Origin of the sequence: Marinomonas foliarum (genome assembly GCF_016906065.1) — a bacterium.
Taxonomy (GTDB): domain Bacteria; phylum Pseudomonadota; class Gammaproteobacteria; order Pseudomonadales; family Marinomonadaceae; genus Marinomonas; species Marinomonas foliarum.
Window position 1 is genome coordinate 1,655,744 of the sequence record NZ_CP070273.1, and the last position, 21,562, is coordinate 1,677,305.

At 44.4% G+C, this 21,562-nt stretch carries 23 protein-coding genes; 10 read left to right on the top strand and 13 right to left on the bottom strand.

Going from position 1 to position 21,562, the window contains the following annotated elements:
• Positions 1-3 precede the first annotated feature (3 nt).
• From JSY38_RS07685 to JSY38_RS07715, 7 genes are read right to left on the bottom strand one after another with little or no spacing between them, the layout of a single operon-like run.
• Positions 4-762: a hypothetical protein gene (locus JSY38_RS07685; protein ID WP_239544428.1), complete on the bottom strand. Its 759-nt coding sequence runs from the start codon at positions 760-762 to the stop codon at positions 4-6.
• Positions 755-1,279 carry a DUF2878 domain-containing protein gene (locus JSY38_RS07690; protein ID WP_114411534.1) on the bottom strand — a complete coding sequence of 175 codons (525 nt, stop codon included), beginning with the start codon at positions 1,277-1,279 and terminating at the stop codon, positions 755-757. Before JSY38_RS07690 ends, JSY38_RS07685 begins: the two co-directional genes overlap by 8 nt.
• Positions 1,280-1,287: 8 nt before the next feature.
• Positions 1,288-2,556, bottom strand: coding sequence for an SAM-dependent methyltransferase (locus JSY38_RS07695; protein WP_114411533.1), 1,269 nt, complete (start codon positions 2,554-2,556; stop codon positions 1,288-1,290).
• A 47-nt stretch (positions 2,557-2,603) separates the two neighbouring features.
• Complete coding sequence (locus tag JSY38_RS07700; RefSeq protein WP_114411532.1) at positions 2,604-3,383, bottom strand: DUF1365 domain-containing protein; 780 nt, start codon at positions 3,381-3,383, stop codon at positions 2,604-2,606.
• The gene (locus tag JSY38_RS07705) at positions 3,377-4,627 is read right to left on the bottom strand and encodes an NAD(P)/FAD-dependent oxidoreductase (protein WP_205116281.1); all 1,251 of its coding nucleotides are present in this window, start codon (positions 4,625-4,627) and stop codon (positions 3,377-3,379) included. Before JSY38_RS07705 ends, JSY38_RS07700 begins: the two co-directional genes overlap by 7 nt.
• A gap of 37 nt (positions 4,628-4,664) precedes the next feature.
• Positions 4,665-5,438 (bottom strand): SDR family NAD(P)-dependent oxidoreductase, encoded by a 774-nt coding sequence (locus JSY38_RS07710; RefSeq protein ID WP_205116289.1) that lies wholly within the window; start codon positions 5,436-5,438, stop codon positions 4,665-4,667.
• 13 nt (positions 5,439-5,451) lie between these two features.
• Positions 5,452-5,895 (bottom strand): nuclear transport factor 2 family protein, encoded by a 444-nt coding sequence (locus JSY38_RS07715; RefSeq protein WP_239544431.1) that lies wholly within the window; start codon positions 5,893-5,895, stop codon positions 5,452-5,454.
• Between the two features lie 190 nt (positions 5,896-6,085).
• Between JSY38_RS07715 and JSY38_RS07720 the strand changes: the two genes are divergently transcribed.
• The 8 genes from JSY38_RS07720 (at position 6,086) to betA (ending at position 14,032) form a co-directional block, all read left to right on the top strand.
• Entirely contained in the window at positions 6,086-6,661 is a 576-nt protein-coding gene (locus tag JSY38_RS07720; RefSeq protein ID WP_114411528.1) for an RNA polymerase sigma factor, read from the top strand.
• 5 nt (positions 6,662-6,666) lie between these two features.
• Positions 6,667-7,365 carry a ChrR family anti-sigma-E factor gene (locus JSY38_RS07725; protein WP_205116291.1) on the top strand — a complete coding sequence of 233 codons (699 nt, stop codon included), beginning with the start codon at positions 6,667-6,669 and terminating at the stop codon, positions 7,363-7,365.
• A gap of 126 nt (positions 7,366-7,491) precedes the next feature.
• A complete protein-coding gene (locus JSY38_RS07730) occupies positions 7,492-7,674 on the top strand; it encodes a hypothetical protein (RefSeq protein ID WP_114411526.1) in 183 nt (60 codons plus the stop codon).
• Between the two features lie 81 nt (positions 7,675-7,755).
• Positions 7,756-7,965 carry a hypothetical protein gene (locus JSY38_RS07735; RefSeq protein ID WP_114411525.1) on the top strand — a complete coding sequence of 70 codons (210 nt, stop codon included), beginning with the start codon at positions 7,756-7,758 and terminating at the stop codon, positions 7,963-7,965.
• A gap of 150 nt (positions 7,966-8,115) precedes the next feature.
• Positions 8,116-9,846 carry a bifunctional ornithine lipid synthase OlsF gene (gene olsF, locus JSY38_RS07740; RefSeq protein WP_205116297.1) on the top strand — a complete coding sequence of 577 codons (1,731 nt, stop codon included), beginning with the start codon at positions 8,116-8,118 and terminating at the stop codon, positions 9,844-9,846.
• A 445-nt stretch (positions 9,847-10,291) separates the two neighbouring features.
• On the top strand, positions 10,292-10,597 hold the full coding sequence (locus tag JSY38_RS07745) for an isoamylase early set domain-containing protein (protein WP_114411524.1): 306 nt from the start codon (positions 10,292-10,294) through the stop codon (positions 10,595-10,597).
• A 274-nt stretch (positions 10,598-10,871) separates the two neighbouring features.
• Positions 10,872-12,329, top strand: coding sequence for a betaine-aldehyde dehydrogenase (betB, locus tag JSY38_RS07750; RefSeq protein ID WP_205116299.1), 1,458 nt, complete (start codon positions 10,872-10,874; stop codon positions 12,327-12,329).
• A gap of 35 nt (positions 12,330-12,364) precedes the next feature.
• Positions 12,365-14,032 carry a choline dehydrogenase gene (gene betA, locus JSY38_RS07755; RefSeq protein ID WP_205116306.1) on the top strand — a complete coding sequence of 556 codons (1,668 nt, stop codon included), beginning with the start codon at positions 12,365-12,367 and terminating at the stop codon, positions 14,030-14,032.
• Positions 14,033-14,134: 102 nt separating this feature from the next.
• On the opposite strand, the gene JSY38_RS07760 is transcribed toward betA, so the two are convergent.
• The gene (locus tag JSY38_RS07760; RefSeq protein WP_205116308.1) at positions 14,135-16,069 is read right to left on the bottom strand and encodes a bifunctional 2',3'-cyclic-nucleotide 2'-phosphodiesterase/3'-nucleotidase; all 1,935 of its coding nucleotides are present in this window, start codon (positions 16,067-16,069) and stop codon (positions 14,135-14,137) included.
• A gap of 333 nt (positions 16,070-16,402) precedes the next feature.
• Positions 16,403-17,080, bottom strand: a complete 678-nt coding sequence (locus tag JSY38_RS07765) for a zinc metallopeptidase (RefSeq protein WP_205116310.1) — start codon at positions 17,078-17,080, stop codon at positions 16,403-16,405.
• Between the two features lie 113 nt (positions 17,081-17,193).
• On the opposite strand from JSY38_RS07765, the gene JSY38_RS07770 reads away from it, so the two are divergent.
• A complete protein-coding gene (locus tag JSY38_RS07770) occupies positions 17,194-17,772 on the top strand; it encodes a DNA-J related domain-containing protein (protein ID WP_114411518.1) in 579 nt (192 codons plus the stop codon).
• Positions 17,773-18,025: 253 nt separating this feature from the next.
• The gene (gene mltA, locus JSY38_RS07775) at positions 18,026-19,105 is read left to right on the top strand and encodes a murein transglycosylase A (protein WP_239544433.1); all 1,080 of its coding nucleotides are present in this window, start codon (positions 18,026-18,028) and stop codon (positions 19,103-19,105) included.
• 10 nt (positions 19,106-19,115) lie between these two features.
• Here the strand turns inward: mltA and JSY38_RS07780 are convergent, their stop codons facing one another.
• The 4 genes from JSY38_RS07780 to JSY38_RS07795 are packed head-to-tail and all read right to left on the bottom strand — an operon-like array spanning position 19,116 to position 21,541.
• Positions 19,116-20,024: an energy transducer TonB gene (locus JSY38_RS07780; protein WP_205116311.1), complete on the bottom strand. Its 909-nt coding sequence runs from the start codon at positions 20,022-20,024 to the stop codon at positions 19,116-19,118.
• Positions 20,021-20,452 (bottom strand): ExbD/TolR family protein, encoded by a 432-nt coding sequence (locus JSY38_RS07785; protein ID WP_205116313.1) that lies wholly within the window; start codon positions 20,450-20,452, stop codon positions 20,021-20,023. The genes JSY38_RS07780 and JSY38_RS07785 overlap by 4 nt, the downstream gene beginning before the upstream one ends.
• Complete coding sequence (locus JSY38_RS07790) at positions 20,449-20,874, bottom strand: ExbD/TolR family protein (RefSeq protein ID WP_205116315.1); 426 nt, start codon at positions 20,872-20,874, stop codon at positions 20,449-20,451. The genes JSY38_RS07785 and JSY38_RS07790 overlap by 4 nt, the downstream gene beginning before the upstream one ends.
• On the bottom strand, positions 20,864-21,541 hold the full coding sequence (locus tag JSY38_RS07795) for a MotA/TolQ/ExbB proton channel family protein (protein ID WP_181858506.1): 678 nt from the start codon (positions 21,539-21,541) through the stop codon (positions 20,864-20,866). Before JSY38_RS07795 ends, JSY38_RS07790 begins: the two co-directional genes overlap by 11 nt.
• Positions 21,542-21,562 lie beyond the last annotated feature (21 nt).

A 21,562-nucleotide genomic window follows, 5' to 3' on the forward strand; every position in this document is an offset into this window, starting at 1 on the left:
TATTTAAAAGTAACGGTACTGGATATCGACGTTTTGGTATTTGCCTTGTTCATTACTGATGTTGGCTCGCCCCGTAAAACGCAGCAAACGCTTATTTTCTGAGTCGTACGCGACGACAATAGGGTCGACAGCCATTCTCACGAACCAAGAAACAGGCTTCAAAGAAAAACAGGTAACACCACTTTCAGTTCCGTCAATACAGTCTGATTTACCAAAACGAAAGCTATAAGTTGACTGTCTACTTGGCACAAGAAATTCAATATCCATTTCTTTGCCTGTAATTAAAGTGTCCCAATATTGCGTAACAAAAGCATTAAAGCCAGCATCGACTACGACTCCAGGAACCAAAGGTACTGAGTCTTTTTCTAAGCTCGCCTGACTATTTTCTTGGTAGCTGATTTCGAGCTTTTTGCCTGACTGTAAGACATCAATTTTTTCCCCGTTTCGCTCATTCAATTGAGAAAAACTAGGCGCAATTGACGACTTGGAAGAGTCTAACGACTTGGTCGCAAAGACCTGACCATCTGGTTCTGAATATTCCACAGTGTAAATTGAATCACTCTGTTTCGTATGAGTCTCTCGGTACAGTAGCGTCTTGTCATCTAAACTGTAAGCACTGCCTACTACTTTGGAAATTGTAGGGTCGGCCGGGCTCTCTGAAAGAGTTTCTGCAGAGCTTAATGAAGTAAACAAAAGCGCCCCTGTGATCAGCACTGGAACACAGTTAAGCGATAATTTTTTTGACCTTTCCATCTTAGCCATTTTCACTTTCCTCCGAGAAGATTGTCCATCTTTCTCCAAACCACATACCTAAAGGCAGTATCAACGCCCAAATTAACGCCACCACAGACAATGTCAAAAATATGGGTTCAGCCAATGTAATTCCTGATAATTTAGCCCCTGCGATATAACTTAGAGGTGGCCCTATCATGCCCATTAGAGCAATCAACAAGTAACGGGAACGTAACATCGACAAGCTATGTGCAAACAAGGTTCCAACACTTATCCAAAGACACAACAGCCAAACAGGAGGTAAAAGATTGTCTCCTGTTGATGTGGCTGTCATCGAGAACAATCCAATTTGAAATAACGTACCGTCTATCAAAACACCAAGCCCAAGAAACAAGACCAACAAACGCAATTCCCTGCGCGTATGCATAAAATAACGATCGTGTATGAGCAAATAAACAATCGTGGCAACAAGCGCCCAAACGCTTCCAGCCAATACACAAATAAACCAGACAATTTGGAATAAAATGGCATTACCAAAACGTTTCATGGCGATCTCTATCTTATTTCTATCGACAAGCGATGATCAGGCTTAGCAAAAATAAACTGCCCTGTGCTGATTGCACGCTCTTTAAAGCCGCCTTCGCAATACGCAAGATAAAAGTCCCACATACGACAAAACACGTCATCGAAGCCCATATCGGAGACTTCATGACGCGCAGCATGAAAACGCGCTCGCCAGTCAGCCAAGGTTTTCGCATAGTGCTCAGTAATGTCTTCTAGTCCGACAATTTGCATGTCGGTTTTGGAGGCGATTTTATGAGCAATTACTTGATTGGACGGTAAACAGCCACCGGGAAAAATATAACGCTGAATGAAGTCTACAGAGCGACGCGCATAGTCATAACGCTGATCGGCAATAGTAATGGCTTGAATAACCATCACACCATGAGGTTTTAATAGTGCACTGCATTTAGAGAAATAACTGTCGTAGTACTCGTGACCAACGGCTTCAATCATTTCGATCGACACTAGCTTGTCATATTGGCCTTGCAGGTCACGATAGTCTTCAAGCAATAGAGTAATCTTGTCTTGCAAACCTTCAGCCGCTACACGCGCCTTAGCGAATTCATATTGTTCTTTTGAGATTGTGGTTGTCGTTACTTGGCAGCCATAATGCTTAGCAGCATGAATCGCCATACCGCCCCACCCAGTACCAATCTCTAAAAGATGATCTTTATCACTCAGTTGTAACTTTTGACAAATCCGATCCAACTTATTGACCGAGGCTTCTTCTAAAGAAGAGTTAATCTGAGGATAAACCGCTGAGGAATACATCATGGTAGGGTCGAGAAACAATGAGAAAAAATCATTACCCAAATCATAGTGGGCCGAAATATTATCTTTCGAGCCTTTCTTTGTATTGGCATTCAACTTGTGAATAATTTTGGTTGCAACACGGCTCCAGATAGGACGTTTGGCGTCCATTTTATTAATAAGATTCAGGTTAGCAACCATCAGACGAATAACAGACACAATGTCAGAAGATGACCACCAGCCTTTCATATAGGCTTCACCAGCGCCTATACTGCTGTTTGAAAACACATCTCGGTAAGCATGAATATCATGAACATGAATATGAGCAATGTATTGAGTATCATCCTTCGGCTCGCCAAAGGTATAGGTTTCACCGTTTTCTTCTAAAGTAAGATGACCTATCTCTAATCGGCCCAACATTGTAAAAACCATCTTGCGCGCTAGATTATCAAACCATGTTGCTGTGCGATTTTTTATCACTTTTTGATCACTCATACTAACGGAGTTCATAATTATTGGTCTCCTAATGTGTTTGGCTAATTATTAATATAATCGTCTTATTTAGTCGTTGTAGAAGACGAATTGGGGTGTGAATAAAAAGGCACTTTTTTCACCCAAAGCTTAAGTGCTTGCCAATATATTCCGAATGCCACCTTCATGGTCATCACAGGATAATTAAACAATACCGTCGCCATGGAACGAGGTGTGAGTGGCTGCCGAGTCAGTGATAACGTAGCATCAAACACACATTGCTCATTTTTTCGCTCTTTATTCTGCATATGTACTGCCAGTTTCTGGTGAGGTGTATTACTTCGCCAATCATAGAAATGTTCCATTGGGTGAAATGGAGACACATGCATTCCCTTATTAAATTGGATACGTTGGCTTTGCAGACTTGGATCACTCTTTAAAACATAAGCGATTTTTTCATTCCAAGGGGTATTGGTTACTTCCAGCAGCATAGCTTGCAGCTGTTCATTTTCATCGAAGCAGTAATAAATAGTAATGGGATTAATGATAAAGCCAAAGTAGCGGCAGTTGGTCAACATGCGCACTGGACCGGTTAGTTTCAATCCCAAGCGGTTGTTCACTTCAGCCAAAACTGCGCCCTTAATCGACGCAGATTCATCACCAAAATAATCTTTTCGGGAAAATCGAGCCAAAGACCAGCGCTTAACTGACCACCAAGGGCTCATCGCCAGCACATCATCTAGCTCATCTAAATCGAAATACATCATAAAGACACGATACCGAAAGGCATGAGTACGAGGTGTAAAACGACGATGGCGCACCGTACCCTGATAAATAGCACTGTGCTTAGGAACAAAATCTACCATGAAATACCCAATCCATTTGCGACGCGAACACCGCTCCAACAACCATCTTCGTGGAAGCCATTACGCCAGTAAGCACCACAAAACCAGGTTTTGTTAACACCATTAATCTCTGACCAACGGTCCTGTGCTTTAATGCCGTCTAAGGTAAAAGTAGGATGAGAATATTGAAAGCGCCCAACTATTTTGTCTTCTGCGATCATATCAGTCTGGTTCAATGTCACCACATAGGTCGTATCGCTAGAAAAGTGCTGCAGAATATTCATGTTGTAGCTTAGCGTTGCGGGCTTAGTCCGATCAGAACCCAAGTGATAATTCCAGCTCGACCATGCCAATTTCTTCTTTGGTAATAATCTTGTGTCAGTGTGGAGTACCACATCATTGTTGCGGTAAGGAATAGCTGACAGGATTGCTCGCTCATCTGCTGAAGGATCAGCCAGTAACGCCAACGCTTCATCACTGTGACAAGCAAACACGACTTGATCAAAATCTTGTGTAGAACCATCAGCAAAATGTATCACCACGCCTTCAGCTGAACGCTCTACTTTCGATATATCCGCGCCCAGCTGAATTCTGTCTTCGAATTTAGACACTAAAGGCTTTAAATACGCAGACGAGCCGCCTTCAATCACTCGCCATTGCGGGCGATCATTCACACTCAGTAAGCCATGATTTTTAAAGAAGCGAACAAAAAATACCAAAGGGAAGTCCATCATTTCATCTAAAGTAGATGACCAAATAGCGCTGCCCATAGGAATGAGATAATGACTCGCAAACCGACTGCCGTAGCCTTTTTCTTTTAGATATTCACCAAGCGTCACGCCTTCTTTCAATAGGCCGCTTTCTAAGTCTAGGATGGCTTCTTTATTAAAGCGTAAGATGTCTTTTAACATACCGATAAAAGAAAAATTCAACAAATTACGGCGTTGCGCAAACAGAGTATTGAGATTATTCCCGCCGTATTCCAGCCCAGTACGCTGACAACTTACGCTGAAGCTCATTTCTGTTGGTTTTGATTTCACGCCCAGCTCATCCATCAAACGGATAAAGTTAGGGTAAGTCCAATCATTAAATACAATAAAACCGGTATCAATAGCACGAGTTTTACCGCTTTCTTCTACATTGACGGTGGCGGTATGACCTCCAATACGTTCTGCAGATTCAAATACGGTGACATCATGTTGTTGCTGCAAAAGATAAGCGCTGGTTAATCCGGAAATCCCTGATCCAATAATGGCAATTTTCACTCATTGTCCCCTTAAAACGTAATTTGTCATTACCCAGCTAGGCTGATGTATTAGATGTTTTTTTAGGCGCTAACTTAGAGAGCCACATTTTTGGAAAATGTCGACCTAGCCACAACATGGCGGTCAAGCGCTTAGGAAAGGCATATTCAAAAGGCCGCGACCCTAAAGCCGTAAACATACGTTTTGCCGCATCGTCAGCGGACATCAGAAACGGCATATCAAAAGTATTCTTCTGCGTTAATGGCGTGTCGACAAAGCCGGGTAACAAACAAGTCACATCTACATTGAATTGCTTTAGGTCCATTCTTAAAGAAGACAAAAAGTATCGAATCGCTGCTTTACTGGCTCCGTAGGCTTCGGCTTGAGGAAATGCGGCTTGTACAGCTTGTGAGCTCACCCCAACCAGGTGCGCGCGGGGTGACTTTTTTAGTAACGGTAAAGACACTTCGACGCTGTTCACTAAGCCAATAAAATTCACTGACATGATTCGATCCATCATTTTCCAATCTGGATCAGTGTCTGTCATATCCAAATATTCACAGGTTCCAGCATTCAGTACCGCACAATCTAATTTATCAGTATGGGCACTTAACGCCTCACGAGCAGCACCCATTTGGCTTTCGTCTGTCATATCAAAAGGAACAAAAGAAAGGTTTTCATTGGCATCTATCAATGAGGTCAGCTCGCCTTGCCCTCTTGCGCTGGCAATCACCTTCCAACCTGCGTCTAAAAAGCATTTTGTAAGCGCTAAACCAATGCCAGAACTGGCACCTGTGATCCATACTACGTCTTTTTGAATTGCTTGATTCATCTGAATACCCTCCCTACATCACCAAACGCTTTTTTAACCCTTTCACAAAAAAACCTAATAAAGGCACATGCTCATAGATTAATTGCCCCAGATCATAAACGTCTTCGTGAAAATAAATACGTTCATCAAATTGCACCTGACTAATACCGCGCACTGTGATGGTTTTGTTGCCCAATTTAGGGTGTTTAAAATGCATATTCCATTTAATGTATGCCGTGTTTTCAGACACGGTCTGATCCAAATATTCAAAACGCCCACTATGAACATTGGCGCACATTTCAGAAAGATAAGCATGCAAGGTTTCAGCACCACGCAATTCATGGACGGGATCTTTGAACAACACATCTTCTGTGTATATTTCATCAATTTTATCCAGCTGTGGATGCTTAACATCGAGATAGAAGGCCTTGAAGCGCTCTATTAACAAAGAACTGGGATCCATTTTCGCGTCCGCCATATTCATCACTTACCTTAGCTGTTACCTTGTCAGGTGTTTGGTTATAAGGATTAAACGCAAACCAATGAACTTTGGATCATTCTTTTTAAATTGTTTTTGATCATTAAAGTGATCCACATTTATTTATATGACGTAAATACATTTATAACGCACACAAAGCGTCGAGATAGCTTTCATTATTGGAGCCAAAATGGAACGCGTAACCCAACTAGAATATGACGAAGAACGAGCTGCAGACATGCATGCCGTTGCTGAAGCAAGAGACCAAGCAGCTCTTACACGCCTATTTGATTACTATGTTCCTAAGATCAGAAGTTTCTGTCTTGCGGCTCAGCCTGGCGCAAATTTAATGGCCGATGATATCGCCCAGGAAGTGATGATTCGTATCTGGAACAAAGCACACACTTATAAGCCAGAGTCCGCGTCGCTTAATACTTGGGTTTTCACCTTGGCAAGAAATGCCCGTATCGACTATTTGCGTAAGAACAGCCGACACCAGTCTGATATCGACCCAGAATTTCTCTGGCAAAACGTGGTCGACGAAAATGCAGACCCATTTAAAGATGCTCAGCAAAAAAGAGATCAAGAACGGATCCAACAAGGTTTAGATAAATTACCCAAGGATCAAAAGCAGGTTTTGGCAAAAGTCTATTTAGAAGGCAAAACCCACAAGGAAGCGGCAGAAGAATTATCACTTCCCCTTGGAACGATAAAATCTCGTGTCCGTCTCGCTTTGCACAAACTCACTATTTACGTAAAGAGGTAGTATCGATGATTAACTACCATCCATCGATTGAAACATTGACCGATTATGCAGCTGGCTCATTGCCTCTGGCGCATTCTCTGTGTGTGTCTACACACATAGAACATTGCCAAGAATGCCAACAGCAAATTCGCAAACTCGAAATGCTTGGATCACACCTGTTTGAACAGGCCAAGACCGAGAACCGTCGCCTTAGCAGTTTAAAAGACAGCTTCTTCCAAAAGTTAGCGGAGCAGCCGGAGCCCGTCGATCTCGACAAATCGGAAACATCAGAAGTGCCAGCACAAAGTTGGAATGATGATTACCGTATTCCTCGCAGCCTGCGTCAGTTCATCAAAAGCAGTTACGATGACCTCAACTGGATGCGCTTATCGCCGTCGTTTAAAATTGCCACACTCTACAATGAAGAAGGGGGCGCACAAGTTGCTCTAACACGAGTCAAAGCTGGCGCACATATGCCAACTCACACTCATACAGGTGATGAGATTACCCTAGTGTTAGAAGGTGCTTTTTCCGATGAAAGCGGCGTGTATCGCCAAGGCGACTTTATTAATCGGGACGCCAGTCATAAGCACAAACCCATCGTCACCAAAGACGCAGAGTGTATTTGTCTTACTGTCTTGGATGCGCCTATTGAATTCACGGGATGGTTAACACGACTATTGAACCCAATCATTCGTCGACATCACCCTTACTCACCGCAATAAAGCAATATTTCGTGGCGCCGTGCAGTAAAAGATAGACACACGATTGCAGACGTTAGCCAATAACAAGCAAATATTGTGAAAATCTGGTATAGTCCTTGTTCAATCTAAAAACAAGGACTATTTATCATGGCAACTAAGAAGAAACAGCCGGCTGCTTCGGAAACTTCGGAATCCATTGAAAAGCAAATGCAAGAGTTTCTTGCTCGTGGTGGGCAGATAGATAAAATCGATTCAGGGGTTAGCGGACAATCTCAGCTAACAGGATCACGTCATATTTCCCTAGGAAATAGCAAGGCGAAAGCTCAATAAGCTATAGGGATATTTTACTTCTTGTAGATATCCCTTGCTATTGTCGCAGATAATTACCTATTCAATTGGAACTGGAAGAGTATGCTCTCTGAATCTGATCGCGCGTTTTTTCGCCCTAAATGGCGTCGAGTTGTTACCACCTTATTTTGTGCTGGTTGGGCCATTGTTGAATGGGTTGCAAACGAACCAATCTGGGCCATGATTTCAGCAGGCATTACAGTTTATTGCCTATGGAACTTTTTCTACAAATTTGAAGAAAAAACAGACGAAGACAATACCCCTGCAAGCTAACCATTTGTGCACTCTAACCAATCCTATCCTTTTATAATATTTGTTTATAGCGCGTAATATATTCGCCACATAAACGTCACGACACTGTCATATTGACGCTCTACTCTCACTAATAAGATACCTAAAAACTTATTAGAGCGGAGCACCACTGTGATACAAGTCGAGCAAATGATTGCCAGTAAATCCCCTCAATTTTTCGATAAAAGCCCGTTAATCACTCGCCCAACGTTAAGCGTGCTAAAACGCTTATTCCACGAAAGTGAGGTCAACCATTTCTTGGAAAAAAACCACGGCTGTGTCGGCTTCGAATTTATTGATCGTGTTCTGGATCATTTCAACTTTAGCTATAACGTCAGCCAAGTTGATCGACGAAACATACCTGCGAGTGGTCGCGTTATGATTATCGCTAACCACCCTCTTGGTGCTTTAGATGGCTTAGCGTTACTACGCTTGATTGGTGAAATCCGCCCTGATGTGAGAATCGTCGCCAATGATATGCTAATGGGATTTGATGGTTTAAAACAGCTTGTTCTTCCCGTTGATAACCTCGGTGGAAAAACCGGACGTCAGCAGTTAAAAGCTATCATGAGCTGCCTACATAACGAAGAAGCTGTCATTATTTTCCCCGCAGGCGAAGTGTCGCGTATGTCACCAAGCGGCGTGAAAGATCAGCAATGGAATCAGAATTATTTAAAACTGGCGCAAAAGACCAACAGCCCATTATTGCCAGTTCATATTGGCGGACGCAATTCCATGCTGTTTTACACCAGCTCTCTTTTATATCGTCCGCTCTCGACGATTCAGCTCGCTAACGAAATGTTTCGTCAGCGCAATCGAAAAATCCCCATGCAAGTTGGCCAAGCCATTCCAATTCAAGAGCTGGCACAACTACCACTTAGCGATAAAGAAAAAAACAAACTCGTAAAGCGCCATTTATACCGTATTGCCAAAGGCAAAAAACCGCTACTTAAAACCGAAAAGACCGTTGAGCATCCGCAAAATAGGCAGATGATCAAACAAGAACTAAAAATAGCCGAACACCTTGGCAGTACCAAAGATAACAAGCAAATCTACCTGTTTGATTACGACCCAATGTCGGTGACGATGAAAGAGATTGGGCGCTTACGCGAAATTGCCTTTAGAAAAGTGGGTGAAGGTACTGGCGAGCGTTCAGATTTAGATAAGTTCGACCAATACTATCGCCATTTGATTCTATGGGATGAAGAAGAGCTAGAAATTGTTGGCGCTTATCGTATTGGCGAAGTCGCACGCTACATGAAGTCGGATACACCAAACCGTATCTACAGTGCTGAATTATTCCAATACTCTTGCGATATGGAACCTTATTTTGAACAAGGTATTGAGCTCGGGCGTAGCTTTATCCAACCAAAATATTGGGGCAAACGTAGCTTAGATTATTTGTGGTATGGAATTGGCGCCTATTTAGACAGACACCCTGAAATTCGCTACATGTTTGGCCCTGTAAGCTTAAGCAACAGCTACCCGCAAGTGGCAAAAGACTTTATTGTCTCTTTCTACAAACTCTATTATGCCGATAAAGAACACTTAGCGCGCTCTTTCACGCCTTATCAAGTTAACACAGAACACGCTGATATTATTTCAGCCATGTTCAGCGGTGATAACTATGAAGAAGACTTTAGGATACTAAAAGAGCAGCTCAGCCACTTTGGCGCCAGCGTACCAACACTGTTCAAACAATACAGTGAATTGTGCGAAACGGGCGGAGTTCGCTTCTTAGACTTTGGCGTCGATTCAGACTTTGGCTACTGCGTGGACGGCTTGGTCCTAGTAGACCTAAATACTGTCAAAGAAGCGAAAAATAAACGCTACCGAGGACACAATGACGGCATTCAACACTAACGATGATCGTGCTGGTGCCCATGTGAATGGTTTCTATTCGAACGCTCTCTATGGTGTTGCTCAGGGCGCTTGAAAAACGCTAAATAGATAATTTTCACGATCAGCATTACGCTTAATACAATAAGAACGATCATTTGAATATCCATAAAAACACCTCGTTATTGTTGTTGGTGTCTTTAAAGTGTAGGTCATTTACCTCGCTTAAATTGTGAATTTTCGTCTTAAGTTTGTGTCGATAATAGGCCCCAAAATGGCGCGCTACCTACACATTCAAGACGTTAAAACCAATATAAATAATCGCTTTATTGCAAGGCTTAATATATTTCTTTAAATAGATTAATCAGTTAAAAAATATGGCGTAAGCCTTGCTTACTTAAACTATTATCCTTCAGGCTTTTTGTCGTAGCCTTCACCCACTTTTCTGTCAAAGATAACGGAGCTGGACATGATTGAGAAAACCTACTTAAAGACAAAACCCGAATGCAAAGTGAAATTTGCACTGCCTGCAGAAACCGTCGGTGATGCAAAAAATGTCGCTTTGGTGGGAGACTTCAACAATTGGGATTGCACAGCTAACCTGATGAAAAAGCAAAAATCTGGCGTCTTTGTTTCAACACTTAATTTGGATATAGACACGGCTTATCAGTTTAGATATGTGCTTGATGGTACAGAATGGCTCAACGATGAAATGGCCGACGATTATGTACCAAGCCCTATTAGTTATGATTCAAATGGTGTTATTAGCCTTTAAATAACATCATTGCTAAGAAAAATATACTTGCGCCTCCATATTTCACGTGGAGGCGTTAACCTCTCGATTTCCCTCTTTTTTCCTCTCAAATTCGCCCTTAACAGCGGACACCATAACGTCATTTTTTTGCTCAAAGACACTAATTCATGGATTCGAGCTGCAATTTATAGCCAAAATATGTACAATTGTTTTTATTGAACGCGCGTTTAATAAAAAATCAAATACCTTAACAACTCTAAACAGAGTCGTTAAAACAGACTTAAAGAGGCACATCATGGCACATCAGCAGCAATACATTCACGGCCGCTACCATGCATCCACCAGCGGAGAACACTTTGAGACGATCAACCCAGCCACAGGCGAAGTGATTGCAACAGTCGAACACGCAGGACAAGCTGAAATAGATGCTGCTGTAGAGTCTGCAAAACAAGGTCAAAAAGTATGGGCAGCAATGAGCCCAGTAGAGCGCGGCCGTATTCTAAAAAGAGCTGCGGAACTATTGCGTGAAAACAACGAAGAACTTGCCCGTCTAGAAGTATTAGACACAGGCAAGCCACTTCAAGAAGCTATTTGCGTAGACATTCAAACAGGCGCTGACGTAATCGAATATTACGCAGGTCTGACCGACAAGATCCAAGGCGATTACCAAGACCTTGGCAATGGTAATTTCTTCTACACTCGTCGTGAGCCATTAGGTATTTGCGCTGGCATTGGCGCATGGAACTACCCAATTCAAATCGCCATGTGGAAATCTGGCCCAGCGCTGGCAGCGGGTAACGCCATGATCTTCAAACCATCCGAAGAAACGCCGCTTACCGCTCTTAAATTAGCTGAAATATTTACCCAAGCAGGCTTGCCCGATGGCGTTTTCAACGTCATTCAAGGCGATGCTCGCACCGGTCAAATGATCACAGCTCACCCAGGGATAGACAAAGTCTCTTTCACTGGTGAAGTGGGCACAGGCAAAAAAGTCATGACGGCTTCTGCGCAATCCTTGAAGCAAGTGACCATGGAACTTGGCGGTAAATCGCCTATGATCATCTTCCCTGACATGCCAGTAGATCAAGCCGTTTCTGCCGCCATGCTCGCCAACTTCTACACCCAAGGCGAAGTATGTACTAATGGTACTCGAGTTTTCGTTCACGCCGACATGTTGGACGCTTTCACCAAGGAATTAAAAGAACGCACCGAAGCTATGATCATTGGCGACCCGATGGACATGGACACGCAAGTGGGTGCCTTGATTTCCAAAGACCACATGCAAAAAGTACTTGGCTACATTCAAGCCGCTAAAGACGCAGGCGCGACATTATTGTGTGGTGGTTACCAAGTCACGGAAAACGGCTTAGACAAAGGCGCCTTTGTTGCTCCGACTGTGTTCACGGATTGCACCGACGACATGCCACAAGTTCGCGACGAAATCTTCGGCCCAGTAATGTCTGTACTTAGCTTCACCGACGAAGACGAAGCCATCGCTCGTGCTAACGACACCAAGCTAGGCTTGGCCGCTGGCGTATTTACTAAAGACTTCGCTCGCGCTCACCGTGTAATTAACCAGCTACAAGCCGGTATTTGCTGGATCAACTCATGGGGTGCTTCACCCGCTGAAATGCCAGTAGGCGGTTACAAAGAATCTGGTATCGGTCGTGAAAATGGCATCGAGACCTTGTACCACTACACTCAAAACAAAAGCGTCTTTGTCGATCTGAACGACATTCAAAGCCCTTACTAGGCGGGTCGCTTAACTTTTAATAGATGAGAAAGGTCATGGCAAACGAAACGTACGATTACATTATCGTCGGTGCTGGCTCCGCAGGGTGTGTGCTGGCAGACCGACTGACAGAAAGTGGCGAACACAAGGTATTGCTACTGGAAATGGGCGGCTCAGATAAGAGCATCTTTATCCAGATGCCAACCGCCTTGTCTTATCCAATGAACACGACAAAATACGCGTGGCAGTTCCACACAGACAAAGAGCCAGGTCTTGATGGTCGCGAAATGCATTGTCCACGCGGCAAAGTATTAGGCGGTTCGTCATCTATTAACGGCATGGTCTATGTACGTGGCCACGCCTGTGATTTCAACCAATGGGAAGAAAACGGCGCTAAAGGCTGGAATTACCAAACTTGCCTACCTTACTTCAAAAAAGCCGAAACATGGAAAGGCGGCGCGGATTTATACCGTGGTGGCAACGGCCCATTGTCGACCAACAACGGCAACGACATGACCTACAACCCGCTTTACCAAGCCTTTATCGATGCTGGCGAAGAAGCAGGTTACGGCAAAACCGACGACTACAACGGTTACCGCCAAGAAGGCTTTGGCCCAATGCACATGACGGTGAAAAATGGTGTACGTGCTTCTACGTCTAACGCCTATTTACGTCGTGCCATGCAACGCCCTAACCTAACGCTAAAAACCGGTGTGCTTAGCCACAAAGTCATCCTCGATGGCAAATGCGCCAAAGGTATAGAGTTCAGCAAAAACGGCCAAACTCAGCAAGCTATCGCCAGCAAAGAAGTGATTCTATCGGCTGGCTCAGTTGGCTCACCACAGTTATTACAACTGTCTGGCATAGGTCCGAAAGACGTCTTAGATAAAGCCGGCGTACCAGTGCTTCACGAATTACCGGGCGTAGGTGAAAATCTGCAAGACCATTTGGAAGTCTACTTCCAGTACTACTGCAAACAGCCTGTAACGCTAAACAGCAAGCTTGGCTTGATCAGCAAAGGCTTGATCGGTACCCGCTGGATGCTTTTCAAAACGGGCCTTGGCGCGACTAACCACTTTGAATCTTGTGGTTTTATTCGCTCTCGTGCAGGCCTGAAAGCACCAAATATCCAATACCATTTCTTGCCTGCTGCCATGCGTTACGATGGTCAAGCAGCGGTGGAAGGCCATGGTTTCCAAGTACACGTTGGTCCAAACAAACCTGAAAGCCGAGGAAAAGTGTGGATTGAATCCGCTGACCCAGCGGCAAAGCCTCGTATCTTGTTCAACTACATTTCGACCGAGCAAGACAAGCAAGACTGGCGCGATACGATTCGCCTAACTCGTGAAGTGCTGCAACAATCTGCGCTAGACGATTACCGTGGCGATGAAATTCAGCCGGGTATGAACATCCAAAGTGATGCAGAAATCGACCAGTGGGTAAAAGAAAACGTCGAAAGTGCTTATCATCCATCTTGTACTTGTAAGATGGGCGATGACAACGACCCAATGGCCGTGCTGAACGAGCAATGCCAAGTGCGCGGTATCGAAAGCCTTCGCGTGGTGGATTCGTCTATTTTCCCGACCATCACCAACGGTAACTTGAATGCGCCAACCATCATGGTGGCAGAAAAAGCCGCCGACATGATTCTTGGCAAAGCAGCGTTACCAAGCTTAGATGCGCCCGTTTGGATTCATCCAGAATTTGAAACTAAGCAGCGCTAATAACAAAGTAAAAAAGCCCATAAAAAAACGCCTGCTAAATCCTAGCAGGCGTTTTTCGTTTAAGCGCTTCGCTCTATTTCAATAGCCGTTATTTCAATTCAGCTATTTAATCTGAAACACAGCAAAACCATTGTCGTCTAAAGACTGGTAGGACATGTTTTTACTCGCTGCCTCTTTGGCTTTTGGCGACGTAGTAAACAACACCTTCGCTTTACCGAAACTCGCAAACGTCCAGTTACCGTCGGCCGCTGGATTTATGGTTGTCTGGCTCAATAAGTAATTTGCCACCACATCGCGGTTCTTATCTGGCGCATCAATAACAATGGTCTCGCCATTAAGGTTAGGGAAATGGCCACCACCGCCCGCACGATAATTGTTGGTTGCCACCAAGAACTCATCTTTCATTCTTAACGGTTCACCGTTAAACATCGCCTTGGTAATGCGATGTGCGTCTTTATTAACCACCTCACCGTCCGCATTGTAACGAGCAGGCTGGGTGACATCGATCTTGTACGAGATACCGTCGATTACATCAAAGTTATAAGTTGGGAAAGATTGATTTACCAGTTCTTGTGACTTAGCAGAGCTAGCATCGATTTGATTAAACTGGCCGGCAGCCGCTTCTAACCATTCCACCACTTGCGCACCGGTCAATTTCACGACTTTTAGGTCATTCGGATAAATGTACAAATCACTGACATTTTTCAGGGCGATATCGCCTTTTGGTACATCCGTGTAATAATCTGGACCACCACGACCGCCGGCTTTAAATGGCGCGGCAGCAGATAAGATAGGCAAGCCTTCATAAGACGTACCACGAACAATATTTTCCACATACCAAATCTGCGCATTGTTGACTATCTGGATGGATGGGTCATCTTGCACCAACGCAAAAAAACTATTGATGTCAGCCGTGGATTCGCCCACTTTGCGACGCATATAGGCTAGTGTGCCTTCATGCTCCGTTTCAATCGCCTTATTCACTGCCGCATCCGCTTCGACTAATGGCACAGTCTTACGGCCTTCACGACGAGCAATGGCACGAACTTCTGCTTTGCCATCGGCGACTTTCCAACCATTGCCAGCAGGCTCAAGCGTCAGATCAATCACCCCAAGGTGAGAACCCCAAAAGCCGGGCATAGTTGCAGGTTTACCAAATACCGTGCCTTTTTCGCCATCCACACCTTCAAAGGCGGCTAATGCCTTGTCGCCAGGGAATATTCGATGCGAGTGACCAAACAAAATCGCATCAATGCCATCGACTTTTGCAAGATGATAAGACGCGTTTTCTTCGCCTTTCATATAAGGGGAATTCATCATGCCACTGTGCGGAATCGCGATAATCACATCCGCGCCTTTGGCTTTCATTTCAGGAATGTATTTGTTGGCGGTTTCGATAATGTCTTTGGCGATGACTTTATGGGTTAAATTGTCTTTATCCCACGTCATAATTTGTGGTGGCACAAAGCCAATGTAACCTACTTTGACCGTTTGTTCTTTGCCGTCAGAATCGACGAAGGTTTTGTCTTGAATCAGATAAGGCTGGAAATACGGCTGATCGTTAGATGCATCGTTGTCACCGTCGTCTACATACACATTCGAGTTAACATAAGGGAAATTAGCGCCACTTAAACTTTTCATTAAAAAGTCTAAGCCATAGTTAAATTCGTGGTTACCGATATTACCCACATCGTAATCCAACAGGTTCATTGCTTTAAACGCCGGGTGCGTTTCACCGAAGCGCAATACACGGCCTTTCGCCACATAATCACCCAATGGTGTGCCCTGCAATAAGTCACCGTTATCCACCAATACAGAGTTCGTTACTTCTGCACGTGCGGCTTTGATCAAGGTCGCCACACGAGACAACCCGACCGCATCACTTTGCTTATCGCCGTAGTAATCGTAATCCACTAAGTTCATGTGAATATCCGTAGTTTCCATGACTCGCAAGTCAATAGTCGAAGCCTGCGCCATCGCAGCAAACAGCAAAGAAGAGGCGAACATAGTCGCGCCCTTAGGAACAAAAAACGTCATGAAAATACTCCATTCACAAAGATCTTTCTGATTAAAAAATACTAACCAAAAAGTCAGTTTTTATAGTAAGACGATTTTATGCGAACTTCATGCCTTTTTTGTGACAGGTCTTGAAAGATTGTTTTTCAAAAAATTCGAGTCTTGTGATGAAGAGATCTGTCGGCCTGAAGGCGCGACTTACACCAACACGTCGGATGACGGTCGTGCCTTCCTCATCCAACCTACAAGGCTTAACGCATCCATACAATGAGAACCAAACGGCGTTTTGATGAGGTAGGCGATAGTTTCGAAGAGAAACGCCGTTTGGTTCGAGTCATGTGGAAACACAAAGCACTAGCGTTTAAACCAGCGCCACACAAATAGCACTTTAATCAAAGCAGCAGCGACATAGGTCATGGCGCAGGCGGTGAGGATTTTCTTCACTTTGGGTAGGTCTTCCTGTGGGATGTAGTTGCCTTCTCTTAAAATGGGAAGTGCTTTATTAAAGCTGGCGTCCCATTCTTCTGGCAGTATCGCTAGCTGCACGATGACCGCTAATAATCCGGATAAACCAACAACCAAAGCATGCAAAGGCACAGCGTAGGGAATATGTAGCAGCAAGCTCAAGGCGGGCCAACCAATTAATAACCCAGCGGTAATACGACGAGCAAAATGCGCCAAGGGCAAATAGCGCGTGCTTAGATGAGAGATCTTTTGCTTCTTCTCGTGGGCGATGGCATGCCCTACTTCGTGAGCCGCCACAGCAACGGCAGTTAAAGAGCGCCCATTAAACACGCTAGGGCTGAGACGAACGATATGTTGTCCAAAATCAAAATGGTCGTGGCCTTCTTGTGTGGTCTCAATGTTAACCTCGTTTAATTCAAAGCGTTTTACCAAGTGCGTCGCCAGTTCTCCACCTGTTCCAGGTAAGTCCTCACGGTCCGTTGCATAACGTTTCAAGGTAAATTTCACCCATGCGCTTGGCCCAACGATCAATGTTATAACGCCCAGTATTACTATAATCCACAACATAGTTTTGTCTTTTTCAATATCCCGTTATTAAAAAATACCCGTCGCAACTTTGACCCTTTTTAGGTTCGTAACATACACTGTAATGAATTAATGCCTAAGCAGACGAGACAGATATGAAAAACCCTTTAGTCGGCCCTATCCTCGAAATCCTACGACTTCACCCTGATGGTATCAGTGAATTCGATATTCTTAAGACACTAAAAGAGCAATTACCCGAATTCAGTCAGCTCGCCGACGATATGAACCTACAACTTTTCCGCCAGCATTTTCTAATCATGAATGCCTTGTATCAGCTGCAAAGCAGTTTATGGCAAGAAGAGAATCTCCTGCTAAATATTAGCGCATTACGTATTAACCTACTCAGTGCAACGCAAATTCAGCGCTCTGCCAGTACTAATTTAAGCGATAGCGTAGACGCAAAGTTAGCTGCTTACTACCTTGATTGGGAAGAATACGAAAAAACTGACGCAGACGCCGTAGCACAGCTACTGAATAGTTTTTACAAAGGCATCAGCTTACCGGGCAATAGAGACTCGGCCCTCAAGACACTACAATTAAAAACCTCGAATCCCAGCAAATCAGACATTAAACAGCAATACAGAAAGCTGGCTCAGAAACATCACCCAGACAGAGGCGGTGATCAAGATGTATTCATCGGTCTAAGACAAGCCTACGAGTATTTAATGTTCTAGGCGGCAGTGCGTTGATAAAGTGTAAAACTCCCTCCTAATGATTGCTTTCACTTCTATAAAAATTCAAGATGAACCTCGCTCTTTCTGTGCGGTCAAAACATGACACTCAGTTACTTTACCGATTTATTTTATAGAAATAGGGCTTATGATTTTTTCATTTTTTATACGACACTTGCTACCCACTAAAGCACAATACCGCTTTCTACTTCGCCCACTTTGTCTTGCCTCCTTCGTGTTCCTTAGCAGCTGCAGCGTGAATGAAATAGACAGTTCCAATGACTTCGAAAACAACGGCCGTGACACCGCTGCGCTTAAGCGTGAAACATTATATTTGCAAGAAAGCCTGCCACCAGGGTTGCCGATGCCGGACGAAAGTTTTCAGAGCGGTTTGCAGCAGCAGATCACCTACTTAAACCGCATTCAAGATAAGACGCTATTTTTAGAGAATACCCATACCAGCGTGGCTGATTTAAGAATCGTTGCCGAAGAAATAAACAATTGGTTACAGAATCCAGTCCAACAACCTCAACTTATTGCTCATCAATTAGCGGGACAAGACCAAAGAGGTAACGTACAAATCACAGGCTATTATGTGCCTATTATACCTGTTCGGCATTTACCAGACGAGGTCTACCGTTACCCGCTTTACCGCAAGCCTGTGCAACGGAATACCGAAGGAAAGTACCCATCCCGTGAAGAGATAGATTTTGAAAATGCCCTAGCAGGACAAGGTTTGGAAATTGCCTATACGGCCAGTTTAGTCGATAACTTTTTCCTCCACGTGCAAGGTTCTGGCGTCGTCGAGTATGAGGATGGCGAGCAGAAGTTGCTGTCATGGGGCGGCGTAAACGGTCATGCTTATCGCAGTTTAGGCAAAGAGCTTATTGAGCGGGGTGAGATCGATCGAGCCCATATTTCCGCCCAGAGCATTCGTCAGTGGCTAAGCGATAATCCAGACCGTAACCGCGAAATTTTGTCGACAAACCCAAGCTATTTGTTTTTCAGTGAAGGGCCAAAAGCACCAATTGGTGCAGCTAATGTGCCTTTAACGCCTCTTTATTCAGCGGCTGTTGACCCGAAAGTAATTCCTTTAGGTTCTATCTTGTTGGCACAGGTGCCAAAACTCGACGCTTACGGCAACCTAGTTGGTCATGAATTTCGACTTTTGTTAGCACAAGATAAAGGTGGCGCTATCAAGGGACCAGGTCATATTGATTGGTATCAGGGCATTGGCGAAGAAGCGCACTTTCATGCAGGTCAGCTAAAGCATTTTGGCAAAGTGTGGCTGCTACTCCCTAAAAACCCAGCACCAGAAACACTCATCGCCCAGTAACAGCTATCTATCAAAGCTCGCTGAGCTTGAAGGATACGGGAAGGTTAATTTTTAGCTCAGTTTCTACCATGTCTTTAGAGAAGACTGGTAACGGAACTGAGCGTTTAATCATGTCCAATACGGCTTTATCAAGGCGCTTATGCCCAGAGCTTTTTGTAATGACCACATTAGTAACAGAACCATTCGCATGCGCAACAAATGACAAGGAAACAACCCCTTCTTCATTACGACGGCGAGACGCTCTTGGATAACGTTTATTCTGAGCCAACACCGATGTTAGCTTAGTAAAATAGTTTGCTGTTGCGCCTGGGTTACCGCCTGTCGTTGCTGAATTAGAGCTACCAGTGGTCACTTTCTGATTCGCTGACGATGGCGTTGCAACAGGCTTAGACGTTGCCTTTTTTACTACTTGAGTCTCTTTCTTGGGCTCTGGTTTTGGTTTTGGCTCTGGTTTTGGCTCTGGTTTTGGCTCTGGTTTTGGCTCTGGTTTTGGCTCTGGTTTTGGCTCTGGCTTCACTACTTCCACAGGAGATTCCTGCTTCACAACAACTGGCGCAGGCTCTTTGATAATTTCTGGTTCTACAACTGGCTCCGGCTCAATGACTGGTTCTGGTTCTGGTTCTGGTTCTGGTTCTGGTTCAACGACAGGCTCTTCTTCCACTGCTTCTGGCTCGACCTCTTCTTGAACGTCTTCAATAGGCTCTTCTATAACTTCTTCAACTTCTTTGCTTTCTTCTTGAGCGACTGTCGTTTGAGAAGCAACGCCAAGGTCGCCCACCATACCTAGATCAAACTCAATACCTTGAGAGCCTGCAGACTGACTACCCTCCGTTGGCGCATAAAATACCGCGTAGAAAGCACCAGCATGGACAGAAACAGCAAGTCCACCCGCAATAATCCAATGGCGCGTGGAAATCATTCGCTTCCTCGCTCTAGCTGAGTAGCCAAGCTAACCTTCGTAAGGCCAGCTAAACGCACTTGATTAAAAATGGGACGTAGTTTTTCTAACGAAATAGCGCCATCGGCTTTAATTTGTACCCAAAAGGCCTCAGGATCGGATGATGAATCAAAGGATTTTTCTAAATACGCTTGAATATCATCGACGACAAATAACGCGTCATCCACATACAAGCTATTATCCGCACCCAGCACGATCTCAATATTTGGGTCAGTTGTCGCTCGGGTCTCGTTAACGGATTGAGGAGGAACGACAGCAATAGGATCTGCTTTTTGAATTTGCCCTGCGACCATAAAGAACACCAACATCAAAAACACCACGTTAATTAGTGGCACCATGTTGTCGTCGTTACTGGCGTTTCTCGCGGCGTATTTTTCGCCTATTTTCATTTCAACTCCGGCATGGCAAACGCATTCGCAATAGAAACGGTTTTTGCGCCATTGAGTTTTAAGCGATCAGCAAGATGCATCAAGGTTTGCAACGTCACACCATCTTCAGCTTTAATGACAAAAACACCTTCGTTATGATCTGCAATGAGTGAATGAAAAGCGGATTGATCAGAAAATCGGAGTGCTCGCCCGTCTACCCAAACCTGATCGTCGTTTTGTTTTAACGTCAGCACAAGGTTGTCTGGTTTTTCTTGAGCCGGATCTTGTGGATCACTAGAAACAGACAAAGGCGTATCAACAAGTCGCCAAGGCACAAAAGTCGAGGTCAGCATGAAGAACAACAGCAAGATAAACACCACATCAATCAGTGGTGTCAGGCTAATTGCGTTCTTACGCTTAGGTTGAGACAAATTAAGCGGCATGCAATAACTCTTCGTCAGCCTTTTCTACTAATTCTTTTGTTTGCTTACTGGTAAATACTTGAGTAACAGCGTCGTTCATATTGTGAGCAATACGTTCTACCTTGCGCTCTAACCAGCTTTGTAATGTTACGACTGGAATGGCTACTGCCAAACCTACTGCGGTCGTTAGCAGCGCCTGCCAAATACCGCCGGATAGAACAGAAGGGTCAACTTGATTGCCCGCACCTTCCATCTGCTGGAAAGCCGTGATCATACCCAATACCGTACCGAGCAAACCTAATAATGGGCTCAATGTCGCAATAATTTCTAGAGGTCGAAGATAAGAACGAAGCTGATTAAGTTGATTCATCGCACGACGTTCTACTTCTTCACGAATTAACTCTGCTTGAGTATTCGTCTCTAATAGCACGCGCATTGTATAAGCCACTAAGGCATCTATAGGACGTTTCTCATCTAATTTTTCAAGCGCATCTTCGCAGTTACCAGCACGCCAATCGTTTAAGGCGAGATTACTTGTTTTAAGGCTTTCGGCACGCAGGGAAGACAGCTGCCATAACTTCAATAGGACAATGGTTAGAGCAACGACAGAAAAAACCATCAATATCCAAACTACAGGCCCACCGACCTGCAAAAAGTCGACTATTTTCTGCTGTACTGAATTTTCCACGACACTCTCCAATGAATAATA